At 42.7% G+C, this 22012-nt stretch carries 19 protein-coding genes, 1 tRNA gene and 1 pseudogene; 18 read left to right on the top strand and 3 right to left on the bottom strand.

From position 1 onward, the window contains the following. Window positions 1-97: 97 nt before the first annotated feature. Window positions 98-913, bottom strand: coding sequence for a hypothetical protein (locus tag ACESZG_RS03900; protein WP_055053413.1), 816 nt, complete (start codon window positions 911-913; stop codon window positions 98-100). A gap of 207 nt (window positions 914-1120) precedes the next feature. Between ACESZG_RS03900 and ACESZG_RS03895 the strand changes: the two genes are divergently transcribed. The 8 genes from ACESZG_RS03895 (at window position 1121) to ACESZG_RS03860 (ending at window position 11046) form a co-directional block, all read left to right on the top strand. Beyond that, on the top strand, window positions 1121-2821 hold the full coding sequence (locus ACESZG_RS03895) for an AAA family ATPase (protein WP_022381475.1): 1701 nt from the start codon (window positions 1121-1123) through the stop codon (window positions 2819-2821). A 373-nt stretch (window positions 2822-3194) separates the two neighbouring features. Continuing rightward, window positions 3195-4424 carry a glutamyl-tRNA reductase gene (hemA, locus tag ACESZG_RS03890; RefSeq protein WP_373217604.1) on the top strand — a complete coding sequence of 410 codons (1230 nt, stop codon included), beginning with the start codon at window positions 3195-3197 and terminating at the stop codon, window positions 4422-4424. Next, a complete protein-coding gene (locus ACESZG_RS03885; protein ID WP_022381476.1) occupies window positions 4414-4911 on the top strand; it encodes a bifunctional precorrin-2 dehydrogenase/sirohydrochlorin ferrochelatase in 498 nt (165 codons plus the stop codon). The genes hemA and ACESZG_RS03885 overlap by 11 nt, the downstream gene beginning before the upstream one ends. Continuing rightward, window positions 4889-5809: a hydroxymethylbilane synthase gene (hemC, locus tag ACESZG_RS03880; protein ID WP_330381260.1), complete on the top strand. Its 921-nt coding sequence runs from the start codon at window positions 4889-4891 to the stop codon at window positions 5807-5809. Before ACESZG_RS03885 ends, hemC begins: the two co-directional genes overlap by 23 nt. Before the next feature lie 48 nt (window positions 5810-5857). Next, the gene (cobA, locus tag ACESZG_RS03875; RefSeq protein WP_022381478.1) at window positions 5858-7363 is read left to right on the top strand and encodes a uroporphyrinogen-III C-methyltransferase; all 1506 of its coding nucleotides are present in this window, start codon (window positions 5858-5860) and stop codon (window positions 7361-7363) included. 60 nt (window positions 7364-7423) lie between these two features. Further along, window positions 7424-8407 carry a porphobilinogen synthase gene (gene hemB, locus ACESZG_RS03870; protein WP_008704753.1) on the top strand — a complete coding sequence of 328 codons (984 nt, stop codon included), beginning with the start codon at window positions 7424-7426 and terminating at the stop codon, window positions 8405-8407. Beyond that, on the top strand, window positions 8407-9684 hold the full coding sequence (gene hemL / locus ACESZG_RS03865) for a glutamate-1-semialdehyde 2,1-aminomutase (protein ID WP_022381480.1): 1278 nt from the start codon (window positions 8407-8409) through the stop codon (window positions 9682-9684). Before hemB ends, hemL begins: the two co-directional genes overlap by 1 nt. Before the next feature lie 294 nt (window positions 9685-9978). Beyond that, window positions 9979-11046, top strand: coding sequence for a lactonase family protein (locus tag ACESZG_RS03860; protein WP_008704751.1), 1068 nt, complete (start codon window positions 9979-9981; stop codon window positions 11044-11046). Between the two features lie 111 nt (window positions 11047-11157). Here ACESZG_RS03860 and aroC read toward each other — a convergent pair whose 3' ends face one another. Next, window positions 11158-12252, bottom strand: a complete 1095-nt coding sequence (gene aroC, locus ACESZG_RS03855) for a chorismate synthase (protein ID WP_008704750.1) — start codon at window positions 12250-12252, stop codon at window positions 11158-11160. On the opposite strand from aroC, the pseudogene ACESZG_RS03850 reads away from it, so the two are divergent. Then, window positions 12253-12357: pseudogene (locus ACESZG_RS03850) on the top strand (DUF6783 domain-containing protein); the annotation flags it as partial. On the opposite strand, the gene ACESZG_RS03845 reads toward ACESZG_RS03850, so the two are convergent. Then, window positions 12349-12477 (bottom strand): DUF6783 domain-containing protein, encoded by a 129-nt coding sequence (locus ACESZG_RS03845; RefSeq protein ID WP_349826391.1) that lies wholly within the window; start codon window positions 12475-12477, stop codon window positions 12349-12351. The pseudogene ACESZG_RS03850 and the gene ACESZG_RS03845 overlap by 9 nt on opposite strands. 190 nt (window positions 12478-12667) lie before the next feature. Here ACESZG_RS03845 and ACESZG_RS03840 point away from each other — a divergent pair, with 190 nt between their 5' ends. The 9 genes from ACESZG_RS03840 to ACESZG_RS03800 all read left to right on the top strand — a co-directional run bounded on the left by ACESZG_RS03840 (window position 12668) and on the right by ACESZG_RS03800 (window position 21996). Next, window positions 12668-13609 (top strand): magnesium transporter CorA family protein, encoded by a 942-nt coding sequence (locus ACESZG_RS03840; RefSeq protein ID WP_020993736.1) that lies wholly within the window; start codon window positions 12668-12670, stop codon window positions 13607-13609. 114 nt (window positions 13610-13723) lie between these two features. Next, a complete protein-coding gene (locus ACESZG_RS03835; RefSeq protein WP_022381481.1) occupies window positions 13724-14602 on the top strand; it encodes a hypothetical protein in 879 nt (292 codons plus the stop codon). A gap of 17 nt (window positions 14603-14619) precedes the next feature. Then, complete coding sequence (locus ACESZG_RS03830; RefSeq protein ID WP_008704744.1) at window positions 14620-15900, top strand: diaminopimelate decarboxylase; 1281 nt, start codon at window positions 14620-14622, stop codon at window positions 15898-15900. A gap of 187 nt (window positions 15901-16087) precedes the next feature. Continuing rightward, on the top strand, window positions 16088-16303 hold the full coding sequence (locus ACESZG_RS03825) for a hypothetical protein (RefSeq protein WP_022381482.1): 216 nt from the start codon (window positions 16088-16090) through the stop codon (window positions 16301-16303). 4 nt (window positions 16304-16307) lie between these two features. Then, window positions 16308-17822, top strand: coding sequence for a glycerophosphodiester phosphodiesterase family protein (locus ACESZG_RS03820; RefSeq protein ID WP_373217600.1), 1515 nt, complete (start codon window positions 16308-16310; stop codon window positions 17820-17822). A gap of 274 nt (window positions 17823-18096) precedes the next feature. Continuing rightward, the gene (locus ACESZG_RS03815; RefSeq protein WP_022381484.1) at window positions 18097-19161 is read left to right on the top strand and encodes a leucine-rich repeat domain-containing protein; all 1065 of its coding nucleotides are present in this window, start codon (window positions 18097-18099) and stop codon (window positions 19159-19161) included. 63 nt (window positions 19162-19224) lie between these two features. Continuing rightward, window positions 19225-19307: transfer RNA gene (locus ACESZG_RS03810), tRNA-Leu, on the top strand. Between the two features lie 172 nt (window positions 19308-19479). Beyond that, window positions 19480-21435 (top strand): ATP-dependent zinc metalloprotease FtsH, encoded by a 1956-nt coding sequence (gene ftsH / locus ACESZG_RS03805; protein ID WP_118670006.1) that lies wholly within the window; start codon window positions 19480-19482, stop codon window positions 21433-21435. A 213-nt stretch (window positions 21436-21648) separates the two neighbouring features. Continuing rightward, a complete protein-coding gene (locus ACESZG_RS03800; protein ID WP_029676784.1) occupies window positions 21649-21996 on the top strand; it encodes a zf-HC2 domain-containing protein in 348 nt (115 codons plus the stop codon). Window positions 21997-22012 lie beyond the last annotated feature (16 nt).

The following is a 22012-nucleotide window of genomic DNA, read 5'->3' as shown; positions in this document are numbered from 1 at the left end:
ATCGCCCAACCATCTGATTTAATGATACAACAATATCTTATTTTTATAGCAATCCTCGTAAATAATGCATTTAAGAGGATTGCTATAGATTTATTTCTCATAATATAATAAGAAGGAACCCTCCCAATATTAACAGCAATGAGGAAACAACTGAAAAGATCTGGGCTCCTACACCTGGGGTGCCGCCCTGTTTGATCGCTTCATCGCGGTCAAGTTTATTTTTCATCAGATTCTCTGTGATTCCGGGTGCGGATTTGAGAGTCTGTCCGTCCTGTATGCCGATAGCAGTTACGGTTTGCCCTGTTTCGAAATCAGCAGCAGAATAATAATAACGAACATCATATTCTTTATGTGAACGTGTCGTCTGGTTCGATGGTTCTATAAAATGCTTCTGTGTATAGGTGTTATCCGGTACATATGTATAACCGGCAGATGATAATGCTGCCTTGTCGTAATCTTCCCAGGTTTTGGTCAGCATAATATCATCAATAAAATCCTGCGAAAGTGCATAATTTCCAATTTTCCCCTGGCCTGATACCGGCATGCTGCTGAAAGATGAATTCCATTCCAGAACGCCATATTTCTTTTCGTCGTCAGTCATTGCCTCCTTCTTTTTGGAAGAAGATTTTGTTAATTTCATTGTCTGTTTTGAACTTGAAATGCGGATGCTGTCAAAGTCCAGTCCAAGCTCATCATCATGTGCCGGTTTAGTCAGCTCGAATGTGCCGCATACAATGACTGTCTTTCCATCGTTTTCCGGGTCGATCGTATCTGCTGCATCAACGTAAACTGCGTCTTTCAGAGCTGCTTTTGTTTTGGGGTTATCCACAAAGATCATCTTTAAAGCAGATACAAAAAATAATATTCCGATTATTACAAGGAGAATCCCTCCTGCTTTCTTCAATATCTTCATAATTTTCATCACCTTCCATTTCTGTTAATATTTTCTGCAAGTATCTCAATCATATTATTACATATTTTACTTCGCTTGCCACTGTCACTTGCGATAGTAACAGGTTACATTATTTTCTGGAATTACGATAGGATTCATGATATTATAAACAGTAATAAGACGGATAACAATAAGAAGGTATGCTTTATAAATGGAAGGGGATATAAGATGGCAGGATTAAAAAAACTTCCAATTGGAATTGAGAATTTTGAAGAGATGCGTCGGGAAGATTTCTATTATGTAGATAAGTCACATGTAATTGAACAATTGCTTACCCAGTGGGGAAAGGTAAACCTGTTTACCCGTCCGAGACGCTTTGGAAAATCCCTGAATATGAGTATGCTCCAGAGTTTTTTTGAGATTGGAAAAGATAAGACTCTGTTTGATGGGCTGAGGATTTCAGATAATCAGGAATTATGTGAAAAATATCAGGGAAAATTTCCGGTGGTTTCTGTCAGTCTGAAGGGAATTAATGGTGCCACATATGAGGAAGCCCGAAGATTTCTCATAAAAACAATCAATGAAGAAGCCCGCAGACTATCCGTACTTTCAGACAGCACAGAGCTTGATGAAACAGATCACGAATTACTGACACAGTTAAAGAAAAAAGAAATGACAAACGATTCTCTGGTGTACAGTATCCGTGAGCTGACAGAATTGCTGGAAAAGCACTATGGCAGCAAAGTAATTGTTCTGATCGATGAGTATGACGTACCTCTGGCAAAGGCAAATGAAAATGGCTATTATGATGAAATGGTATTGCTGATCCGTAATTTATTTGAGAATGCATTAAAAACCAACAGCAGTCTGAAATTCGCAGTGCTGACAGGATGCCTGCGGATTGCAAAAGAAAGCATTTTTACAGGTCTTAACAACTTTAAGGTTTATTCCATTACAGATAAGAGTTTTGATGAAACATTTGGATTTACAGATGCGGAAGTAAAGGAACTCCTCCGGTATTATGGACAGGAAAAATATTATGAGACAGTGAAAGAGTGGTATGACGGCTACCGGTTTGGAAATGTGGATGTTTATTGTCCATGGGATGTGATCAATTTCTGCAGCGATCATCTGGCAGATCCCGGGCTGGAACCGAAGAATTACTGGGCGAATACAAGTGGAAACAGTGTGATCAGCCATTTCATTGACAGTGTGGGAAAACCACAGAAGCTGACCAGAATGGAACTGGAACAGCTGGTAAATGGAGGGATTGTCCAGAAAGAAATTAATTCTGAGCTTACCTATAAGGAATTATATTCTTCCATAGACAATCTGTGGAGTACACTTTTTATGACAGGATATCTGACACAGAGAGGGGAACCCAGTGGCAACAGGTATAATCTGGTCATTCCCAATAGAGAAATCCGAAATATTATCACCAACCATATTCTGAAAATGTTCAAAGAAAATGTAAAGGACGATGGAAAAACAGTCAGTGATTTGTGTGATGCACTGCTGAACCAAAATCCGGAAAAAGTAGAGTTGATTTTTACAGAATATATGAAGAAAACGATCAGCATAAGAGATACCTTTGCGCAGAAACCAACGAAAGAAAATTTCTATCATGGATTGCTGCTGGGGATTCTGGGATTCAAAGAGAACTGGTCAGTAATGTCCAATCGGGAATCAGGAGATGGATTCGGGGATATTCTGATCCGTATAGAGGATGAAGATGTGGGGATTGTGATCGAAGTAAAATATGCAGATGACGGAAATCTTCAGGGAGAGTGCGAAAAAGCACTTCAGCAGATTATAGATATCAGATATACTGAGGCGTTGGAACAGGAAGGAATTCATACAATCATAAAATATGGAATCGCCTGTTACAGAAAGAAATGTAAAGTTTTGATGAGAATAGATAAACAGTAAACACAGAATATTCTGACCTCATTACCGGATGCAGAACGAACGGTAATGAGGTCTTGTCACGTTATCCTTTAGTTACTGTTCACTCCGTTCACAGTAACTTAGCCAAAATTCATTCCAGATTGCCTGCGGCAATGGAATTTTGGCTTGTATGTCTCGGGATAGTGGTATGTGAACAGTAACATCCTTTACTCTAATGCTGAGTTTTTTCCGTGTTTACAATTGACATCTTAACAGGAAATGATTATGATATCTCTGACAGTGCTTTTTAGCTGTCCGGATTTCTTATCAAATCAAATACCCTGTTGCCAGTGGGATATTTGATTTGATATGAAATGAATGAGGAATGGTGAAATACGAAGGAGAGTTAGAAGTTATGAGTATTTCCATGATTGGAATTGACCATAATATGGCACCGGTGGATATTCGTGCGAAATTTGCATTTACAAAGAAAAATGCCGGTGAAGCAATGGAAAAAATAAAGAATCAAAATGGAATATATGGATGCGTGATCCTGTCCACCTGTAACCGCCTGGAGGTCTGGGCAAGTGTGGATGATGAGGTGGATGTCTGTCTTTATGACTGCCTCTGCAGGATAAAGGGAATTACTGAGAATTCTTACAGACAATATTTTGTAGAGCGTAAGGATCAGGAGGCAGTTGAGCATCTTTTTTATCTTACCAGTGGTCTGAAATCACAGATCATAGGGGAGGATCAGATCCTTACACAGGTGAAGGATGCCCTGAATCTGGCAAGAGAGAATTTTGCGGCAGATGGTGTTTTGGAGGTTCTGTTCAGAATGGCTGCCACAGCAGGAAAGAGAATTAAGACAGAGGTTCCTTTTTCCCATGGAAATCCGTCAGTGATCCATCAGGCCATCGGATTTCTGGCAGAGAAGGGGTATTCTCTCAGGGATAAGACCTGTATGGTCATCGGTAACGGTGAGATGGGCAAGGTGGCTGCTCAGGCCTTGCAGGAGGCAGGTGCAGATGTAACAGTGACCATCCGTCAGTACAGAAGCGGAGTTGTGAATATTCCGCTGGGCTGCAAGCGTATTAATTACGGTGACAGAATGGAGTATATGCCACAGTGTGATCTTGTAGTAAGTGCAACTGCAAGCCCGAATTTTACATTAAAAGAAGAATTGTTCCAGGGAATCAGGACAAAGGATGACCTGATCCTGATCGATCTGGCAGTTCCCAGAGATATAGAGCCATCTGTTGGAAAAATCCAGGGGGTCACACTTTATGACATGGACAGCTTCCGTATAGAGGAAGTTCCTGCAGAGCTTCAGGAAAATCTGGAGGCAGCAGGAGCGATCGTAAGAGAGCAGATGGATGAATTTTTCCAATGGCTGGATGGAAGAGACCTGATCCCAAGAATTCAGGATATTAAAGATGAGGCAGTCAATGACCTGAATTTAAGGATTGCAAAGATATTAAAGAAAACACCTATGGAAGAGGATGACAGGCAGAATCTGGTCCATGCAGTGGATACGGCAGCAGGAAAAGTAGTAAATAAACTGATCTTTGGTCTGCGTGACAGTCTGAATCAGGAGATTTTCCTTGAGTGTGTGGCAGGACTGGAGAAAATATATGAAGAATAAGCCGTATTTTCCAATGTTTATAGACTTATCAGATAAGAATATCGTGGTTGTAGGCGGCGGAAACATTGCAACTCGTCGAGTGAAAACCCTTTTATCATTCACCAGAAATATCAGAGTCATTGCTCCGAAGGTCACCATGGAGATGATGGAGCTTGGCAAAGCCGGCTATGTAGAGCTGATCACACGTCCGGTGAAGCGTACAGATTTTGCGATGGCATATATGGTGATCGCAGCTACCAATGACAGAAAGTTAAATGATGAGATCCACAGGATCTGCAGGCAGGAAGGCGTTTATGTTAATGTAGCCAGTGACAGGGAGCAGTGCGATTTTTATTTCCCGGGAATTTATATGGAAGAGGGACTGGTAGTGGGAATTACAGCCAGTGGTCTGGACCATAAAAAAGCGCGCAGGATAAGAGAAGAGATCCAGAATGCCCTGGAGAGGGTTGCGCAGGAAGATGATAATGAGGAGGAGAATGATGACTGAGGTGATCATTGGAAGCAGAGAGAGTAAGCTGGCAGTTCTCCAGAGTGAGATGGTAAAAAGTTACATAGAGCAGAAAAACCGTGAAAAAAATGCCGGCTCTGAAATAACAGTAAATATCCTGACTATGAAAACAACAGGAGATATTATTCTGGACCGTACTTTGGATAAGGTGGGCGGAAAAGGATTGTTTGTAAAAGAACTGGACAGGGCATTGCTGGATGGTAAAAGCAATCTGTCTGTACACAGTCTTAAGGATATGCCTATGGAGGTGCCGGAAGAGCTTCCGCTTCTGGCCTTTTCAAAGCGTGAGGATCCAAGAGATGTACTGGTGCTTCCTGAGGGAGTGGCGGAGCTGGATCCGGATAAACCTCTGGGATGTTCCAGCTTAAGGAGAACTCTTCAGTTAAAGAAGCTGTATCCTGAGATGGAGGTAAAGAGTATCCGTGGAAATCTGCAGACAAGGCTTCGCAAGCTGGATGAAGGAGAGTATTCAGGGCTGATCCTGGCAGCGGCAGGTCTGAAACGACTGGGGCTGGAAAACAGGATCAGCAGATATTTTACACCGGATGAGATGATTCCTTCAGCAGGTCAGGGGATCCTGGCTGTGCAGGGACGCAAAGGTGAGGATTATGGGTATCTGGACGGATACTGTGACAGGGATGCCTGGCTTGCAGGAACTGCAGAGCGCGCATATGTAAAATATCTGGACGGAGGATGTTCTTCGCCTGTAGCTGCATTTGCAGAGGTGGGCGGAGATGAGATCTTTATCCGCGGTTTATATTACAGTGAAGCTACAGGAAAGTGGCTTACAGGTCAGATCAGAGGTGCAGCAGAGGATGGAGAGAAGCTTGGAACAGCTCTTGCAAAGCAATTGAAATCTGACTGTGAGGGAAGATAAAAAAAATTATAAAAAGAAAATTCTTGTGACGCAAAAAGGAGAAGAAACATGGCAGCTGGCAAGGTTTGGCTGGTTGGTGCAGGACCGGGTGATATCGGGCTTTTTACATTAAAGGGCGCAGCGGTTCTGCAGCAGGCAGATGTGGTAGTATATGACAGTCTGGTGGGCGAAGGGGTTCTGGCAAAGATCCCGGAGCATGCCAGACTGATTAATGTAGGTAAAAGAGCAAATCACCATACAATGGTGCAGGAGGATATTAATAAGGTTCTTCTGGAAGAAGCTGAAAAAGGAAATAAAGTGGTAAGGCTTAAAGGTGGAGATCCCTTTCTCTTTGGAAGAGGCGGGGAGGAATTGGAACTTCTTTCTGAGAATGGAATCCCTTATGAGATCGTGCCCGGAGTGACATCTCCGATTTCTGTTCCTGCTTACAATGGGATTCCTGTGACACACAGGGATTTCTGTTCGTCCTTACATATTATTACAGGACATAAACGCGCAGGGCAGGAGTATGATATAGATTTTAAAGCACTGACCCAGACAAAGGGAACATTGGTGTTTCTAATGGGAATTGCAGCACTGGAGGATATCTGCAAAGGACTTCTTGCAGGCGGCATGGACCCGGATATGCCGGCAGCAGTTCTTCAGAAAGGAACAACAGCAGGACAGAAGCGGGTGGTTGCTACTGTAGGTACCCTCAAGGAAGAGGTGGACAGACAGGGGATAGAGACACCTGCCATTATTGTTGTGGGAAAGGTATGTTCTCTGGCTGACAAATTTGCCTGGTACGAGAAACTTCCTCTGGCAGGCTGGAAGGTTCTGGTCACAAGACCAAGACAGCATATTTCAAAGACAGCAGATCTTCTCCGTCAGAAAGGTGCCGAGGTTCTGGAGCTGCCGTCTATCTGTACAGTACCTGTTGAGGATAATGGCAGACTGTATGAGGCATTTGAGAAACTGGATACTTATCAGTGGATCATTTTTACAAGCCCTGCAGGTGTGGAGATCTTTTTTGACGAGATGGACAGAAAAGAGATGGATGTGCGCAGCCTGGGACAGGCGAAGATCGCAGTGATCGGTGAAGGAACGAAGAAAAAGCTGAAAGAGCATCACCTGCTGGCTGATTTTGTGCCAGGTGTGTATGACGGAGATACTCTTGGGGCAGAGCTTGCAAAACAACTTCAGGGAAATGAAAAAATTCTGATCCCAAGAGCCGAAGCCGGAAATAAAAAGCTGACAGAATTGCTGGAGCAGACAGGTGCGAAGGTAGATGACATTGCTACTTACACAACCTGTTATGAAAAGAGCAGGCTGATCGATGAGAAGAAAGAGCTGGAGACAGGAAGTGTGGACTGTGTAGTATTTACCAGTGCATCCACTGTAAAGGGCTTTGTGGAAGGCACAAAGGGACTGGACTATACGAAGGTAAAAGCTGCCTGTATCGGAAAACAGACCAAAGCTGCAGCAGATGCTTATGGTATGCAGACCCGCATGGCAAAGAAGGCTACCATCGAAAGTCTCATAGAGCTTGTGGAAGAGATGAAACAGGAAAACTGATAACTATTCTGCAAAAAATGGAACAGTTATGAGAATTGTTGATAAAAGGAGCAAAAAGACATGGATTTAATTCAGAGACCAAGAAGATTAAGAGGCAGTGAAAATTTAAGAAAAATGGTAAGAGAGACAAGAATGGACAAGTCTTCCCTTATTTATCCCTTATTTGTAAAAGAGGGAACAGGAATTGAAGAAGAGATCCCTTCTATGGAAGGACAGTTCCGCTACAGTGTAGACCGTCTTCCTTTTGAACTGGAACGTCTGCAGAATGCAGGAGTAAACAGCATTATGCTGTTCGGCATCCCGGATCACAAGGATGAGGTGGGAAGCGGTGCGTACGACCCCAACGGAATCGTACAGAAAGCCCTGAGAGAAGCAAAGAAACAGTTCCCGGACATGTACTATATCACAGATGTATGTATGTGTGAGTACACTTCACACGGACATTGCGGAGTGCTCTGCGGTCATGATGTAAATAATGATGCAACACTGGAATTACTGGCTAAGACAGCTGTTTCCCATGTAGAGGCAGGCGCAGATATGGTAGCTCCCTCTGATATGATGGACGGACGTGTACGTGCTATTCGTGAGGCTCTTGATGCGAACGGACATTATGGAGCACCGATCATGTCCTATGCAGTAAAATATGCATCTGCTTTCTACGGACCATTCCGTGATGCAGCAGGTTCTGCACCGTCTTTTGGTGACAGAAAGAGCTACCAGATGGATTTCCATAACAGAAGAGAAGGAATGAAGGAAGCTCTTACGGATGTGGAAGAGGGCGCAGATATCATTATGGTAAAACCTGCCATGTCTTATCTGGATATGGTCTCTGAGGTATCAAAGGCTGTAAATGTGCCGGTTGCAACATACAGTGTAAGCGGTGAATATGCAATGGTGAAAGCAGCTGCAAAGATGGGATGGATCGATGAAGAACGTATTATGTGTGAGATGGCAGTCAGTGCATACCGTGCAGGTGCCCAGATCTATCTTACTTATTATGCAAAAGAACTTGCAAAATGCATGGATGAAGGGAGAATCGGCTGATGGGTTTATCAGAAGAATTATTTGACAGAGCGGTAAAGGTGATTCCGGGAGGAGTAAACAGTCCTGTACGTGCCTATGGCGCAATCGGTATTGCACCGAGATTTATCGACCGCGCAGACGGATGCCATATTTATGATGTTGATGGAAAAGAATATGTGGATTATATCGATTCCTGGGGACCTATGATTCTGGGCCATAATTTTCCGGAAGTAAAAGAAAGTGTACTGAAGGCATGTGAAAAGGGCCTCAGCTTCGGATGTGCAACTGCAATCGAAGTGGAGATGGCTGAATTCATCTGTGACCATATTCCACATGTGGATATGGTGCGTATGGTAAATTCCGGTACAGAGGCTGTTATGAGTGCAGTCCGTGTTGCCAGAGGATTTACAGGAAAGAATAAGATCATTAAATTTGCAGGATGCTATCATGGACACAGTGATGCCATGCTGGTAAGTGCAGGCTCCGGTGTGATGACAAGCGGTGTTCCGGACAGTGCCGGTGTGCCTAAGGGATGCACAGAGGATACCATGACTGCTGTTTATAATGATCTGGACAGTGTACGTGCACTGATGGAGCAGGCTGACGGACAGACTGCTGCTGTTATCGTGGAAGCTGTAGGCGCCAATATGGGTGTGGTTCCTCCGAAAAAGGGGTTCCTGGAAGGTCTGAGAAAGCTCTGCGATGAGTACGGCGCCCTTCTGATCTTTGACGAGGTTATCACTGGTTTCCGTCTGGCTTTTGGCGGTGCTGCAGAATATTTTGGCGTGACCCCTGATCTGGTTACCTATGGTAAGATCATCGGTGCAGGTATGCCGGTAGGCGCATACGGCGGACGCAGAGAGATTATGGAACTGGTTTCCCCTGTGGGAAAGGTTTACCAGGCCGGTACCTTAAGCGGAAATCCTATTGCAATGGCAGCAGGACTGACACAGTTAAAATACCTCTATGAGCACCAGGAAATCTATAAAGATCTGGAGGAAAAAGGAAAACGTCTCTATGGCGGTATGGAGAAAATCCTAGCAGAGAAAAATCTGCCTTACCATATCAATCACGTATCCTCCCTGGGAAGCCTGTTCTTTACAGAGCAGGAGGTTGTGGATTATACATCAGCCAAATCTTCAGATACAAAAGCTTTCTCGGAATATTTCAAGGGAATGCTTGCGCAGGGAATCCATATGGCTCCGTCACAGTTTGAGGCAATGTTTTTATCTGTTGCCCATACAGATGAGATCATAGACCAGACACTGGAGGCTGTCAGAAATTATTTTACCAAATAAACAGCAGAGCGCTTATCCGGTATAGAACTTAGCCAAAATTCATTCCAGATTGCCTGCGGCAATAGAATTTTGGCTTGTATGTGAACAGTAACGACAGTAACCCATGAACTGGAAAAAATACATAAAACTGAGTTCCGTAATCTTGTTCTGATTAGGAAAATGTGCTATAATCACCTTATCGTATGACATCGTCCGGCAATATTGGGACGAAAATATTATTGCTCGCTGACAGCAGACGGGAACAGAGTGAGCGATGATAAATAAACTTCAGGACAGCAGGAGGAAAAAAGCATTATGAGTGAAAAGAAATATGTAGCTTATGTGGGCTCTTATACACATGGCTCTTCCAGACAGGGAATCCATGTTTATGATGTTGATGTTGAGAATGGCACTCTTACAGAACGCAGCAGTGTTGAAGTAAGTAATGCATCCCACATGGCTGTTTCAAAGAATGGTAAGTATCTTTATTCTATCGAGGATGAGGGTGTTGCAGTATTTAAACGTGATAAAAATGGTGATCTGTCACGTATCAACAGTGTAAATATTGATGGAATGAGAGGCTGTTTCCTTTCTACAGATGTTGACGGTAAGTATCTTTATGTTGCCGGATATCATGACGGTAAGGTGACTGTTGTACATACTCATAAGGACGGCAGACTTGGAAGCCTGATGGATGGCGTATTCCATACAGGACTCGGAAGTGTTGCAGAGCGTAACTTCCGTCCCCATGTGAACTGTGTTCGTCCAACTCCGGATAATAAATATCTCTGTGCAGTAGATAACGGAATTGATCAGGTGAAGATTTACCGTGTCAACAAATTGCGCAATAAGCTGGAACTGGTAGACATCCTGAGATGTCCGAGAGAGAGCGGCCCGCGTATCATTCGTTTTAGCGATGATGGTAAGTTTGCTTATATTCTCTTTGAACTCAGTAATGAGATCAGGGCTTACAAATATGATGGAAGCGGTAAGGTTCCGGCGTTTGAACTGATCCAGACGATTGAGACAAGTGCGAAGAAGGATGTTCATGATACACATAATGCAGCGTCCGGTCTTTCTCTTGCAAATGATGGCAAGCATCTTTTCTGTACAACAGCAGGTGAGGATACAGTTTCCATGTTTGAGCGTGATGAGGAGACTGGTATGCTGACAAGGAAGTTTACACTTCCGATCAGTGGTGAATATCCGAAAGATCTGGTACTTTTACCGGATGATAAGCATCTGGTGCTGGCTAATCATGCAAGTAATACACTGACTACTTTTACAGTGGATTATGAGAAGAATATTATTGTGATGAACGGCAAGCCGATTAAGATTACAGAGCCAAACTGTATCAGAATCTGGCCGGTTCCGGAAGAATAACAGATTCGTTACATAGAATCAGCAATATAGGCAGATAATAAAATACCTTCATTTGAAACTGAGATCAGCTCAGAATTCAAGTGAAGGTATTTTTGCGTGGATTAATTGGAATTATTTCCGATAAAAATCCCGAACCTTATCCATCTGGGAACTCATATTGACAAAGAGCGCATCCGCCAGTGTGATTGCTGCCATAGATTCTACCACAACCACTGCTCTTGGGACAATGACCGGATCATGTCGGCCATGGATTTCCAGAGAAAGAGGTTCTTTATCTTTGGTTACGGTCTGCTGCGGCTGGCTGATGGATGGGGTTGGTTTGATATGGGCACGAAGTATGATTTCACTGCCGTCACTGATTCCTCCCATGATTCCGCCTGCGTGGTTGGAGGTTTTGATGATTTCACCGTCTTTGACTGTGAATCCATCATTGTCAGTGGAACCGTTTGAGGAAGTCACTGCAATGCCGTCACCGATTTCAACAGCCTTGACTGCACCGATGGACATCAGGGCGTGGGCAAGAAGAGCACTGAGCTTGTCAAAGACTGGCTCGCCAAGTCCGGCAGGTGTTCCGGTAATACGACATTCGATCACGCCGCCTGCACTGTCCTGATTCTTCATACATTCTTCCAGATATTCACCGGCCTTCACTGCTGCCTGTGCGTCCGGCATATAAAATGCATTCTGATGGATTTCTTCTTTATTAAAAGAAGCAATTTCAACAGGTCCGATAGATCTGGTATAGGTGCAGATTGAAATGCCAAGTTCTTCTAATATTTTAGAAGCAATGGCACCTGCTGCAACTCTTCCGATGGTTTCCCGCCCTGAAGAACGTCCACCGCCTCTGTAGTCGCGGAATCCGTATTTTTGGTCAAAAGTATAGTCTGCATGTCCGGGACGATAGGAGTATGCGATATTTCCGTAGTCTCTGGAGCGCTGATCTGTATTTCTTACCATCAGAGAAATTGGAGTTCCGGTGGTTTTGCCCTCAAAGACACCTGAGAGGATTTCTACCAGATCTCCTTCTTTACGGGCGGTGGTGTATCTGCTCTGTCCGGGTTTCCTTCTGTCGAGGAATTTCTGAATGTCCTCTTCACAGAGAGGAAGGCCTGCCGGGCATCCGTCTATCACAGCTCCGAGAGCTTTTCCGTGGGATTCCCCCCAGGTAGTTACCTTAAATTTATTTCCAAATGATGACTGGCTCATATGATTTGTATCCTTTCCTGTTATTGTATTAGAGCGTGTCTGGAAAATCATTTCCGCAATCTGCACGCCCCACTTTGCGGGATATTTCACCTGAATTCAGTTGCCATAGTTAGAGCGTGTTTGGAAAATCACTCCCGCAATCTGTACGCCCCACTTTACGGGACTTTTATAAATAAATACTACTTTATTATAGCGAAGTGTAAAAGTTTTGTAAACCGAAAGCATTGGAATTGACAAAAATTCATGTTCAAATTATAATGATGTTTGAGTCTTTGTGAAAATAAAGAGCAAACGTAACTGTTCAGTAATCTCTTGCAGAAACTCTGAATAGTTGCAGATTTATTGTTACTGAGAACAGAGTAAACAGTAACAATCTATTGAGGGGAAATCGAGAAAAAGAAGGGAAGTGTGGATCGTGGTAAGGATTTTTAAGACAATCGATGGCGCTATCCATGAAATACAGGAACCACAGGAGGGCTGTTGGATTGCGCTGACGAATCCTACGGCAACAGAAATTTTTGAAATTTCCGAGCAATTTGGGATAGAGGTGGACGATTTGCGCGCACCTTTGGATGAGGAAGAGCGTTCCCGTATAGAAGTGGAGGACAATTATACCCTTATCCTTGCAGATGTACCTGCGATTGAAGAACGTAACGAGAAGGACTGGTATGTGACCATTCCTCTTGGTATTATCGTGACTCAGAAGATGATCTTTACTGTATGTCTGGAAGACACACAGGTTCTGACAAGATTTATGGAAGGCAGGGTAAGAAACTTTTTTACCTATATGAAAACCAGATTTATTCTGCAGATTTTGTACCGTAATGCCAGCATGTATCTGAGATATCTGCGTATTATAGATAAGAAGAGCGAGCAGATTGAGGAGAAACTTCATCTGTCTACAAGAAATCAGGAATTGATGGAACTTCTGGAACTGGAGAAATCACTGGTATACTTTACCACATCTCTGCGTTCCAATGAGATGGTTCTGGAGAAACTTCTGAAGGTGGAGAGTATCAAGAAATATCCGGAGGATACAGAGCTTCTGGAGGATGTTATCATTGAGAACAAGCAGGCCATTGAGATGGCTAATATTTACAGTGGTATCCTCAGCAGTATGATGGGAACTTTTGCATCAGTTATTTCTAATAACCTGAACATTGTCATGAAGGTTCTGGCTGTTATTACCATTGTTATGAGTATTCCGACTATTGTTTTCAGTGCGTATGGTATGAACCTGAGTGCTGCGGGAATGCCGTTTTCCAGGACACCATGGGGATTTCTTATCGTTATCATCCTTTCTGTAGTGGCAAGTATCATTGCAGCGATATTTCTTTCCAGGAAGAAGTTTTTCTGATTTTGTGTCTGAACTGAGAGGCAGTTATTCGGTGCAGAATTACGCAGAGAAAGCAGATTGTGGATATCCGCTGTAACGAAAGAACGAATAGCATTTTGTGAGAAAAGGAGATTTATGAAATTTATTGACAAACTGGAACGAAAATTTGGAAATCGCGGGATTGAGAATCTTACGATTTATATTATTGTAAGTTATGTACTGGGATATGCATTGATGTATATTAATCCAGGGGCTCTTTCCATGTTGAGTTTGAATGTCTCTGAAATCCTGCATGGTCAGATATGGAGACTTGTTACATGGATTATTTATCCGCCGAGTACGTCATCTGCTTTATGGTTTGTGATTGCGATATTGTTCTTTTATTATCCGATCAGTGCATCGCTGGAACGTACATGGGGATCATTCAGATTTACTGTATATATTTTATCTGGAATGATTTTTACAGTAATTTCTGCGTTTATTTTGTATTTTATCACAGGTGGAGTGTTAGATGCTTATCTGAATGGATCACAGTTTTCAACGTATTATATCAGTTTATCTATTTTTCTGGCATATGCGCTGACATATCCGGATATGAAGGTTTTACTGTACTTTGTAATCCCGATCAAGATGAAGTGGATGGCGATTGTATATGCTGCTCTTGTGGTATATGATATTGTCAGATATTTTATGGGAGGAGCATGGTTTATGGCACTGCCGATCATCGCATCCTTACTGAACTTTATTATTTTCTTCCTTGGTACAAGAAATCTTAACAGATACAATCCGAAGGAAATCCATCGCAGAAATCAGTTTAAGAGAGCAATGGGAGAAAGTAAGACCGTTCCCTTCCCGGGTGGCAGCAAGTCAGGGGAAGTGACGAAGCACAAATGTGCAGTCTGTGGCCGTACAGAGAAAGATGATCCGAATCTGGAATTCCGTTTCTGTTCTAAATGTAACGGAAACTACGAGTATTGTCAGGATCATTTATATACACATATACACAAGAAGTAAGAGGAGAAAAGATTATTATGAAAAAAGTACCATTTGTCACCCTGGATAAACTTCAGGAAATCACCGCGCAGTTTCCTACACCTTTCCATCTTTATGATGAAAAAGGTATCCGCGAGAATGCAAAGGCAGTGAAAGAAGCATTTGCATGGAATAAGGGCTTCAAAGAATTCTTTGCTGTGAAGGCAACTCCAAATCCATTTCTGATCCAGATCCTTCAGGAGTATGGCTGTGGCTGTGACTGTTCTTCCATGACAGAGCTGATGATGTCCAAAGCAATCGGATGCAAAGAGGGAGATATCATGTTTTCTTCCAATGATACACCGGAAGAAGAATTCAAATATGCAAATGAAATCGGCGGGATCATCAATCTTGATGATATCACACATATCGAGAGCGTAGAAAGAGCCGTAGGATATATTCCGAAGGTGATCAGCTGTCGTTATAATCCGGGCGGAGTGTTTAAGATCAGCAACGATATTATGGACAACCCCGGAGATGCCAAATATGGTATGACAACAGAGCAGATTTTTGAAGCATTCAAGATCCTGAAGGAAAAAGGTGCCGAGGAATTCGGTATCCATGCATTCCTTGCAAGCAATACTGTGACAAATGAGTATTATCCGATGCTGGCGAAAGAGATGTTTGAAATGGCAGTGAAACTTCAGAAGGAGACAGGCGCTCATGTGAAGTTTATCAACCTTTCCGGTGGTGTTGGAATCGCTTACAAACCAGATCAGACTCCGAATGATATCAGAGAGATCGGTGAGGGTGTCCGCAAAGTATACGAAGAAGTACTTGTTCCGGCCGGAATGGGTGATGTTGCAATCTATACAGAGATGGGACGTTTCATGATGGGACCGTATGGCTGCCTGGTAACTAAGGCAATCCATGAGAAGCATACTCATAAAGAATATATTGGTGTGGATGCGTGTGCTGTAAACCTGATGCGTCCGGCAATGTATGGCGCATACCATCACATCACTGTTATGGGAAAAGAAGACCAGCCATGTGATCATATGTATGATGTGACAGGTTCTCTCTGCGAAAACAATGATAAGTTTGCAATTGACCGCTATCTTCCGAAGGTTGATATGGGAGATCTTCTTGTGATCCATGATACAGGAGCTCATGGTTTTGCCATGGGATATAACTACAATGGTAAACTGAAATCTTCTGAGATCCTTCTCCATGAAGATGGAAGTTTCGAGATGATCCGCCGTGCCGAGACACCGAAGGATTATTTCGCAACATTTGACTGCTTCCCGATTTATGAGAAATTACTGGAAGATATGGAATAATGCTGTGATTATTCTGTAATTTACTATCTTGTGGTATTGCCGGGGCAGATATGACATAAAAACACACAAAAAGAAAGGTACTGATCTGTGCATGATGCTGGAAGGTTAGTGCCTTTCGTTTTGCATGGAGAAACAGTGATTTCAGAAGAATGTACTGTAAAAATTTTGTCTGTTCGGAGGTAGACATATGATTAAATATGAATATGAAACAGGAATGTGTAAACAGCTGCATTACAATGGTCTGTGGAGTGTACAATATGAGGGTGTTCCCGGACATTTTAAAAAAGTAAAGATGGTCTGTCCCTGCATCAGAGACGAATGTGATCAGGATTGTGAAGTGTTTAGGAACATACCGGAAATAAAAGCAGCAGATCAGGAATGGCATATGAGAGATGAGAGATAGAATAATGGGAGATAAGAAAAAAGAATACAGAGACAAAAGAACAGGCATGCAGACTGTAAGGTCTGCCATATTTGCTATTGTGCTTATAATTACAGGTTTTATCAGTATAATATATGTGGCAGATAATACTTATGCAGCAGACGAATATCGAGTGCATAAATCTGAGGTGGTTGTAAAGACCGGTGCCACTTATACAGTAAAGATCCTGAATCATGATACAAAAGTGAGTCCAAAGAAGTTTAAATGGACCAGCAGTAACTCAAAATGTGCAAAGGTTATAAATGGCAGGATATATGGTTTAAAGCCCGGACAGGCAACGATCACAGCACAGATGAGTGGACTGAAAGTAAACTGCGAGGTTTTTGTCTGTAATAAAACGGAAACAGTTCTTTTTAAGAAATACAAAAAACAGGTGAAAGTAACAGCAGGAAAGACAGTTATTCTGGAGCCGCAGAAGTATGGAAAAAGGCTGACTTATACTTCTTCTGATAAAACGGTGGCAACTGTATCAAAGAAAGGAAAAGTTACTGCAAAAAAGGCGGGAAATGTCAAAATCACCAGTGTTTCTTATGGTACTGACAGGTATGTATCAGAGATAGAAGTGATCGTCCTGCCGGCAGCGTCAGAAACTCCGGAAATTACGCCTACACTGACACCGGATGAACCAGCACCATCTGTGACCCCGGAGCCGACGGTAACGGTCACGCCAACTCCGAAAATCACACCTGCACCGGAAGATGAGAAAAAGTTCCGGAAACCACTGGATGGAGTTACTCATTATATTTTGCACAGAGGTGAACAGACAGAAGCACCTGAGAATTCCGTGCCTGCCTTTGAGATGGCAGGACGCAATGGGGCGGAGTTTGTGGAGACAGATGTGAGAGAGACCGCAGATGGAGTTCTGGTTGTCTCTCATGATGATTCTTTGCTGCGGATGTGCGGGGAGGACAGGCTTATTTCAGAGATGACTTATGAGGAGATAAAGCAGTATCCGATTATAAATGGAAGAAATGCTTCACAGTATCCGGATAATCTTATTCCTACACTGGAACAGTATATTGCATGCTGCAATAAGTACTCTGTGACGCCGGTGATTGAAATAAAGTCAATCCGTACGGAAGAAGCCATGAATTTGTTTATGCAGCTTCTGACTGAATCACAGAAAGAGCCGGTACTCATCTGTTTCCGCATAGAAACACTTGGTAAACTGCGTGAGATGGGATTTACAGGGAAATTGCAGTGGATTCGTACAGTGCGCATGAATGCTTCTATGATACAGCAGTGTAAGAAATATGATCTGGACATAAGTGCAGAGTATAAAAATATCAGTATGAATGATATCAACAATGCCCATCAGAATGGAATCCGCATATCCGTATGGCTTTGCCGGAATGAAGATATGGTAGACATTTTCAGGAAAATGGGTGCGGATTATATCACGTATGAGAAGTGGAATACAGATGAAGTAAAAATGCGTTACTGTTCACATAGCACTATCCCGCGAGGTGTTTTGGCATGAATATGCCAAAATCCCGAGACATACAAGCCAAAATTCTATTGCCGTAGGCAATCTGGAATGAATTTTGGCTAAGTTACTGAGAACGGAGTGAACAGTAACAAAAATACGACAGGATTAGCAGAAAATCAAGGTAGACATTTAGCAGAAAAATAAGTAAAATACAAGATGTAGATATAAATTGTAAGCAGAACAGTAACAGTTCACTATTGCTATAAGAAAGGACTGAACAGTTGTATATATTTTATATACTGCTGAAAAAGAGGAGGAGAGAGTAATGAAAAAAATAGCAGCTATGGTGCTGGCAGGTGTTCTGGCAGCAGTTCCGGTCAGTACGACCGGTGCAGCGGAATTTCAGGATGGAGCAGATACACAGAATTTCATCTGGGCAGCCGGAGAGGAAACTTCAACAGACACAGATGAAAGCAAAGGGGTAAGTGCAAATGACAGTGTCGTTGAAGGACTTGACAAACCTCTGGTTTTCTATCCCAACACTTACTATAAATTTAATGTGACCGGTGCCGGAACGCAGAATACGAATCCTGTTGAGGGAGATGTCAGATGGACACCATTATACTGGAGTCTTTCTCTCAAGCCACAGGAAAGCGATATTCACAGGAAATGGGAAATCGGTTCTGCAAAGGGTATTTATACAAAGGTGGAACGTGCATACAATATATATGTCTTTTTCCAGAGAGAAGAATATACAGGAGGTATATGGGAGAAAAACGATATTGTACAACCTGTGAGATATCAGTTCAATGCAGCTCCGTTAACTGAACAGGGTGGAAGCTATAAGTACCTGATAGGTGGAATTGGCTATAAGATTTTAAATGAAAGAGAAGTAAGCGTTACAGGTCTTGCTGCGGAATATAATGTGATACAGATTCCGGCTACAGTTGTGATCAATGATAAAGTTTATAAAGTAACTACAATTGACAAGAATGCCTTCAGCGGGAACAAAGAAATTACAGATGTTATTTTTGGAAATAATGTAACAACGATTGGAAAATATGCGTTCAGCCAGTGCCCGAATCTGCGGAACATAAGATTTGGCAGCAGAGTAAAAAGAATTGGCAGCAACGCATTTGCACAGTGTACAAAACTGCGAAATTTTATACTTCCTGCCAGTGTCAGACATATAGATGCCAGAGCTTTTTACCAGTGCCCGGCAGTCAAAGTAATCAGGATCAACAGTACAGCACTGAACTATGTTGGAAAAAAAGCTTTTGCGGTCAACAAAACCGTAACTATCAGACTTCCTGAGAAGCTGTTTGCCAGATATCAGAAACTGATCAAGGCAAGCAATGTGTATTCTAAAACGAGGTTTGTGAAATATTAAAAAAAACTCAAAAATGCCCTTGCCATTTCGACAAAAACGTGATATGATAATACTCGTTTCAATGCCGGCATGTCGGAATGGCAGACGAGGCAGACTCAAAATCTGTTGTGGGCAACCACGTGTGGGTTCAAGTCCCACTGCCGGCATTAAAAAGTAAGCGAAGCCTTTGTTTGTGAAGGTTTTCGCTTTTTTTTTATTTGCCGTATTGAACAGTTCAGATAATTCTAAAATCTTTATGAAATTTATCTCGCTTTTCTTGAAAAAGAGATGAATAAGTGATATGGTACATCATAACAAAACGAAATGGAGGAAAAGCCAATGAACCTTGATAATAAAAAGCCTGGCAGAAAACCGCTTTATGTATATTATATCATTGCGGCAGTTATTATCATTCTTCTGAATGTGCTGTTACTTCCTGCAATTGAGGGACGAAAGGTACAGACGACTGATTACAGTACTTTCCTGACAGGAGTAGAGAAGGATTACGTTAAGACAGTAGAAATTCAGGATGATTATATTTATTATGTAGCAGAGAGTGACGGACAGGAGGGTTATTTCAGAACTGTCAAGATGAATGATCCTGACCTTGTAGACCGTTTGCATGATGCAAATGTCAAGTTCGGTGCAGCAGCACCACAGCAGACATCTATCTGGATCAGTCTGATCGCAGGATATGTACTGCCGATTGCCATCTTTATCCTTCTTGGAAGGTGGCTCAGCAAGAAGATGATGAGTTCCATGGGCGGAGGTCCCGGTGGGGCAATGTCATTTGGAAAGAGTAATGCGAAAGTATATGTGAAATCATCTACGGGAATCAAATTCTCAGATGTAGCGGGAGAGGACGAAGCCAAGGATCTTCTGACAGAAATCGTAGATTATCTTCATAACCCGCAGAAATACAGAGAAATCGGTGCATCTATGCCGAAAGGAGCCCTTCTTGTAGGCCCTCCGGGTACAGGTAAAACACTTCTTGCAAAAGCGGTAGCCGGTGAAGCGGAAGTTCCGTTCTTCTCCATTTCCGGTTCTGAATTCGTGGAAATGTTTGTTGGTATGGGCGCTGCCAAGGTGCGTGATCTTTTCAAACAGGCGAATGAGAAAGCTCCATGTATTGTATTTATCGATGAGATCGACACAATTGGCAAGAAACGTGATGGTGCCGGATTTACAGGCGGTAATGATGAGCGCGAGCAGACTCTGAACCAGCTGCTTACAGAGATGGATGGTTTTGACGGCTCCAAAGGTGTTGTGATCCTTGCGGCAACCAACAGACCGGATTCCCTTGATCCCGCACTTCTTCGTCCCGGACGTTTTGACAGACGTATTCCTGTTGAACTTCCGGATTTAAAAGGACGTGAGGAAATCCTTAAAGTCCATGCAAAGAAGATTAAGATTGCAGATTCCGTACGTTTTGATGAGATTGCGAAAGCTGCAGCCGGAGCCTCCGGTGCAGAACTTGCAAATATTGTCAATGAAGCAGCACTTCGTGCAGTACGTGACGGCAGAAAATTTGCCACCCAGGCAGATTTTGAGGAGAGTATCGAGGTAGTTATCGCAGGATATCAGAAGAAGAACAGAGTTCTTTCCAATAAAGAAAAACTGATAGTTGCTTATCATGAAATCGGACATGCGCTGGTTGCAGCAAAGCAGACCGAATCTGCACCGGTCCACAAGATCACTATTATTCCGCGTACATCAGGAGCACTCGGATATACCATGCAGGTGGATGACGGAGATCATTATCTGATGACAAAGGAAGAACTTGCAAATAAGATAGCGACCTTTACAGGCGGTCGTGCCGCTGAGGAACTGATCTTCCACTCTATTACAACCGGAGCATCCAATGATATCGAACAGGCGACTAAGCTTGCAAGAGCAATGATCTCCAGATATGGTATGAGTGAAGACTTCGATATGGTTGCCATGGAGAATGTGACAAATCAGTATCTGGGCGGAGACTCCAGCTTAAGCTGTTCTTTTGAGACACAGACTCTTCTGGATAAGAAGGTTGTGGAGCTTGTCAGGATGGAACACCAGAAAGCACTGAAAATCCTTCAGGACAATATCGGAAAGCTCCATGAACTTGCAAAATATCTGTATGAGCATGAGACAATTACAGGTGAGGAATTTATGAAGATCCTGAATGCACCTGTACAGGTTCCCACTGTAGTGGCAGAATCTGAAAGTAATACAGAGTCTGAGAACAATGCAGAATCCGAAAACAGTACAGAAGCTGATGCAGATACATCTTCCGGGAAAGTGAATTTGCAGAAGTGATATTTTCTCAAGATATACAAGCCAAAAGTCCATTGCCACAGGCAATTCGGAAATTTGGTTATGTCACTGAAAACTGAGTGAACAGCAATGAAAGCAGCAGAGGCGATTTGAGCTTCTGCTGCTTTTCCTTGCCAATTAACTCCGGTTCGGTTATAATTCGTAATAGTGAACGCAGCATCCTGGATGTTTTTTGGAAGAAAGAAGGGAATGAAGATGGATTGCCGAACTGCAGAAGGAATGGTGAGTAGTTATATTAAACATGATCTTCCACTAAATGAACTGGAAGAGTTTCTCGATCATGTACAGAATTGTTCTTCCTGTTATGATGAACTGGAAACATATTTTATTGTACATGAGGTAACACAGCAGCTTGATGATGACAGCAGCGATTCGGTTCTGGATTTCAAAAAACTGCTGGAACAGGATATCCGGAAATCCAGAAGATATATCCGCAAGAAGAAAGCCAGTTGGCTGATGTTTGGAGTAAGTATATGCCTTCTGATCGCTACGATTGCGGCAATATTGATTTTTGTAATGATGGAGACAAATTACATTCTATAAAGACACTGGAGGATTT

Origin of the sequence: Blautia sp. Marseille-P2398 (genome assembly GCF_964240315.1) — a bacterium.
Lineage (GTDB): Bacteria > Bacillota > Clostridia > Lachnospirales > Lachnospiraceae > Blautia_A > Blautia_A wexlerae.
The sequence above is the reverse complement of the archived record's forward strand: the minus strand, read 5'-3'. Positions and strand labels throughout refer to the sequence as shown.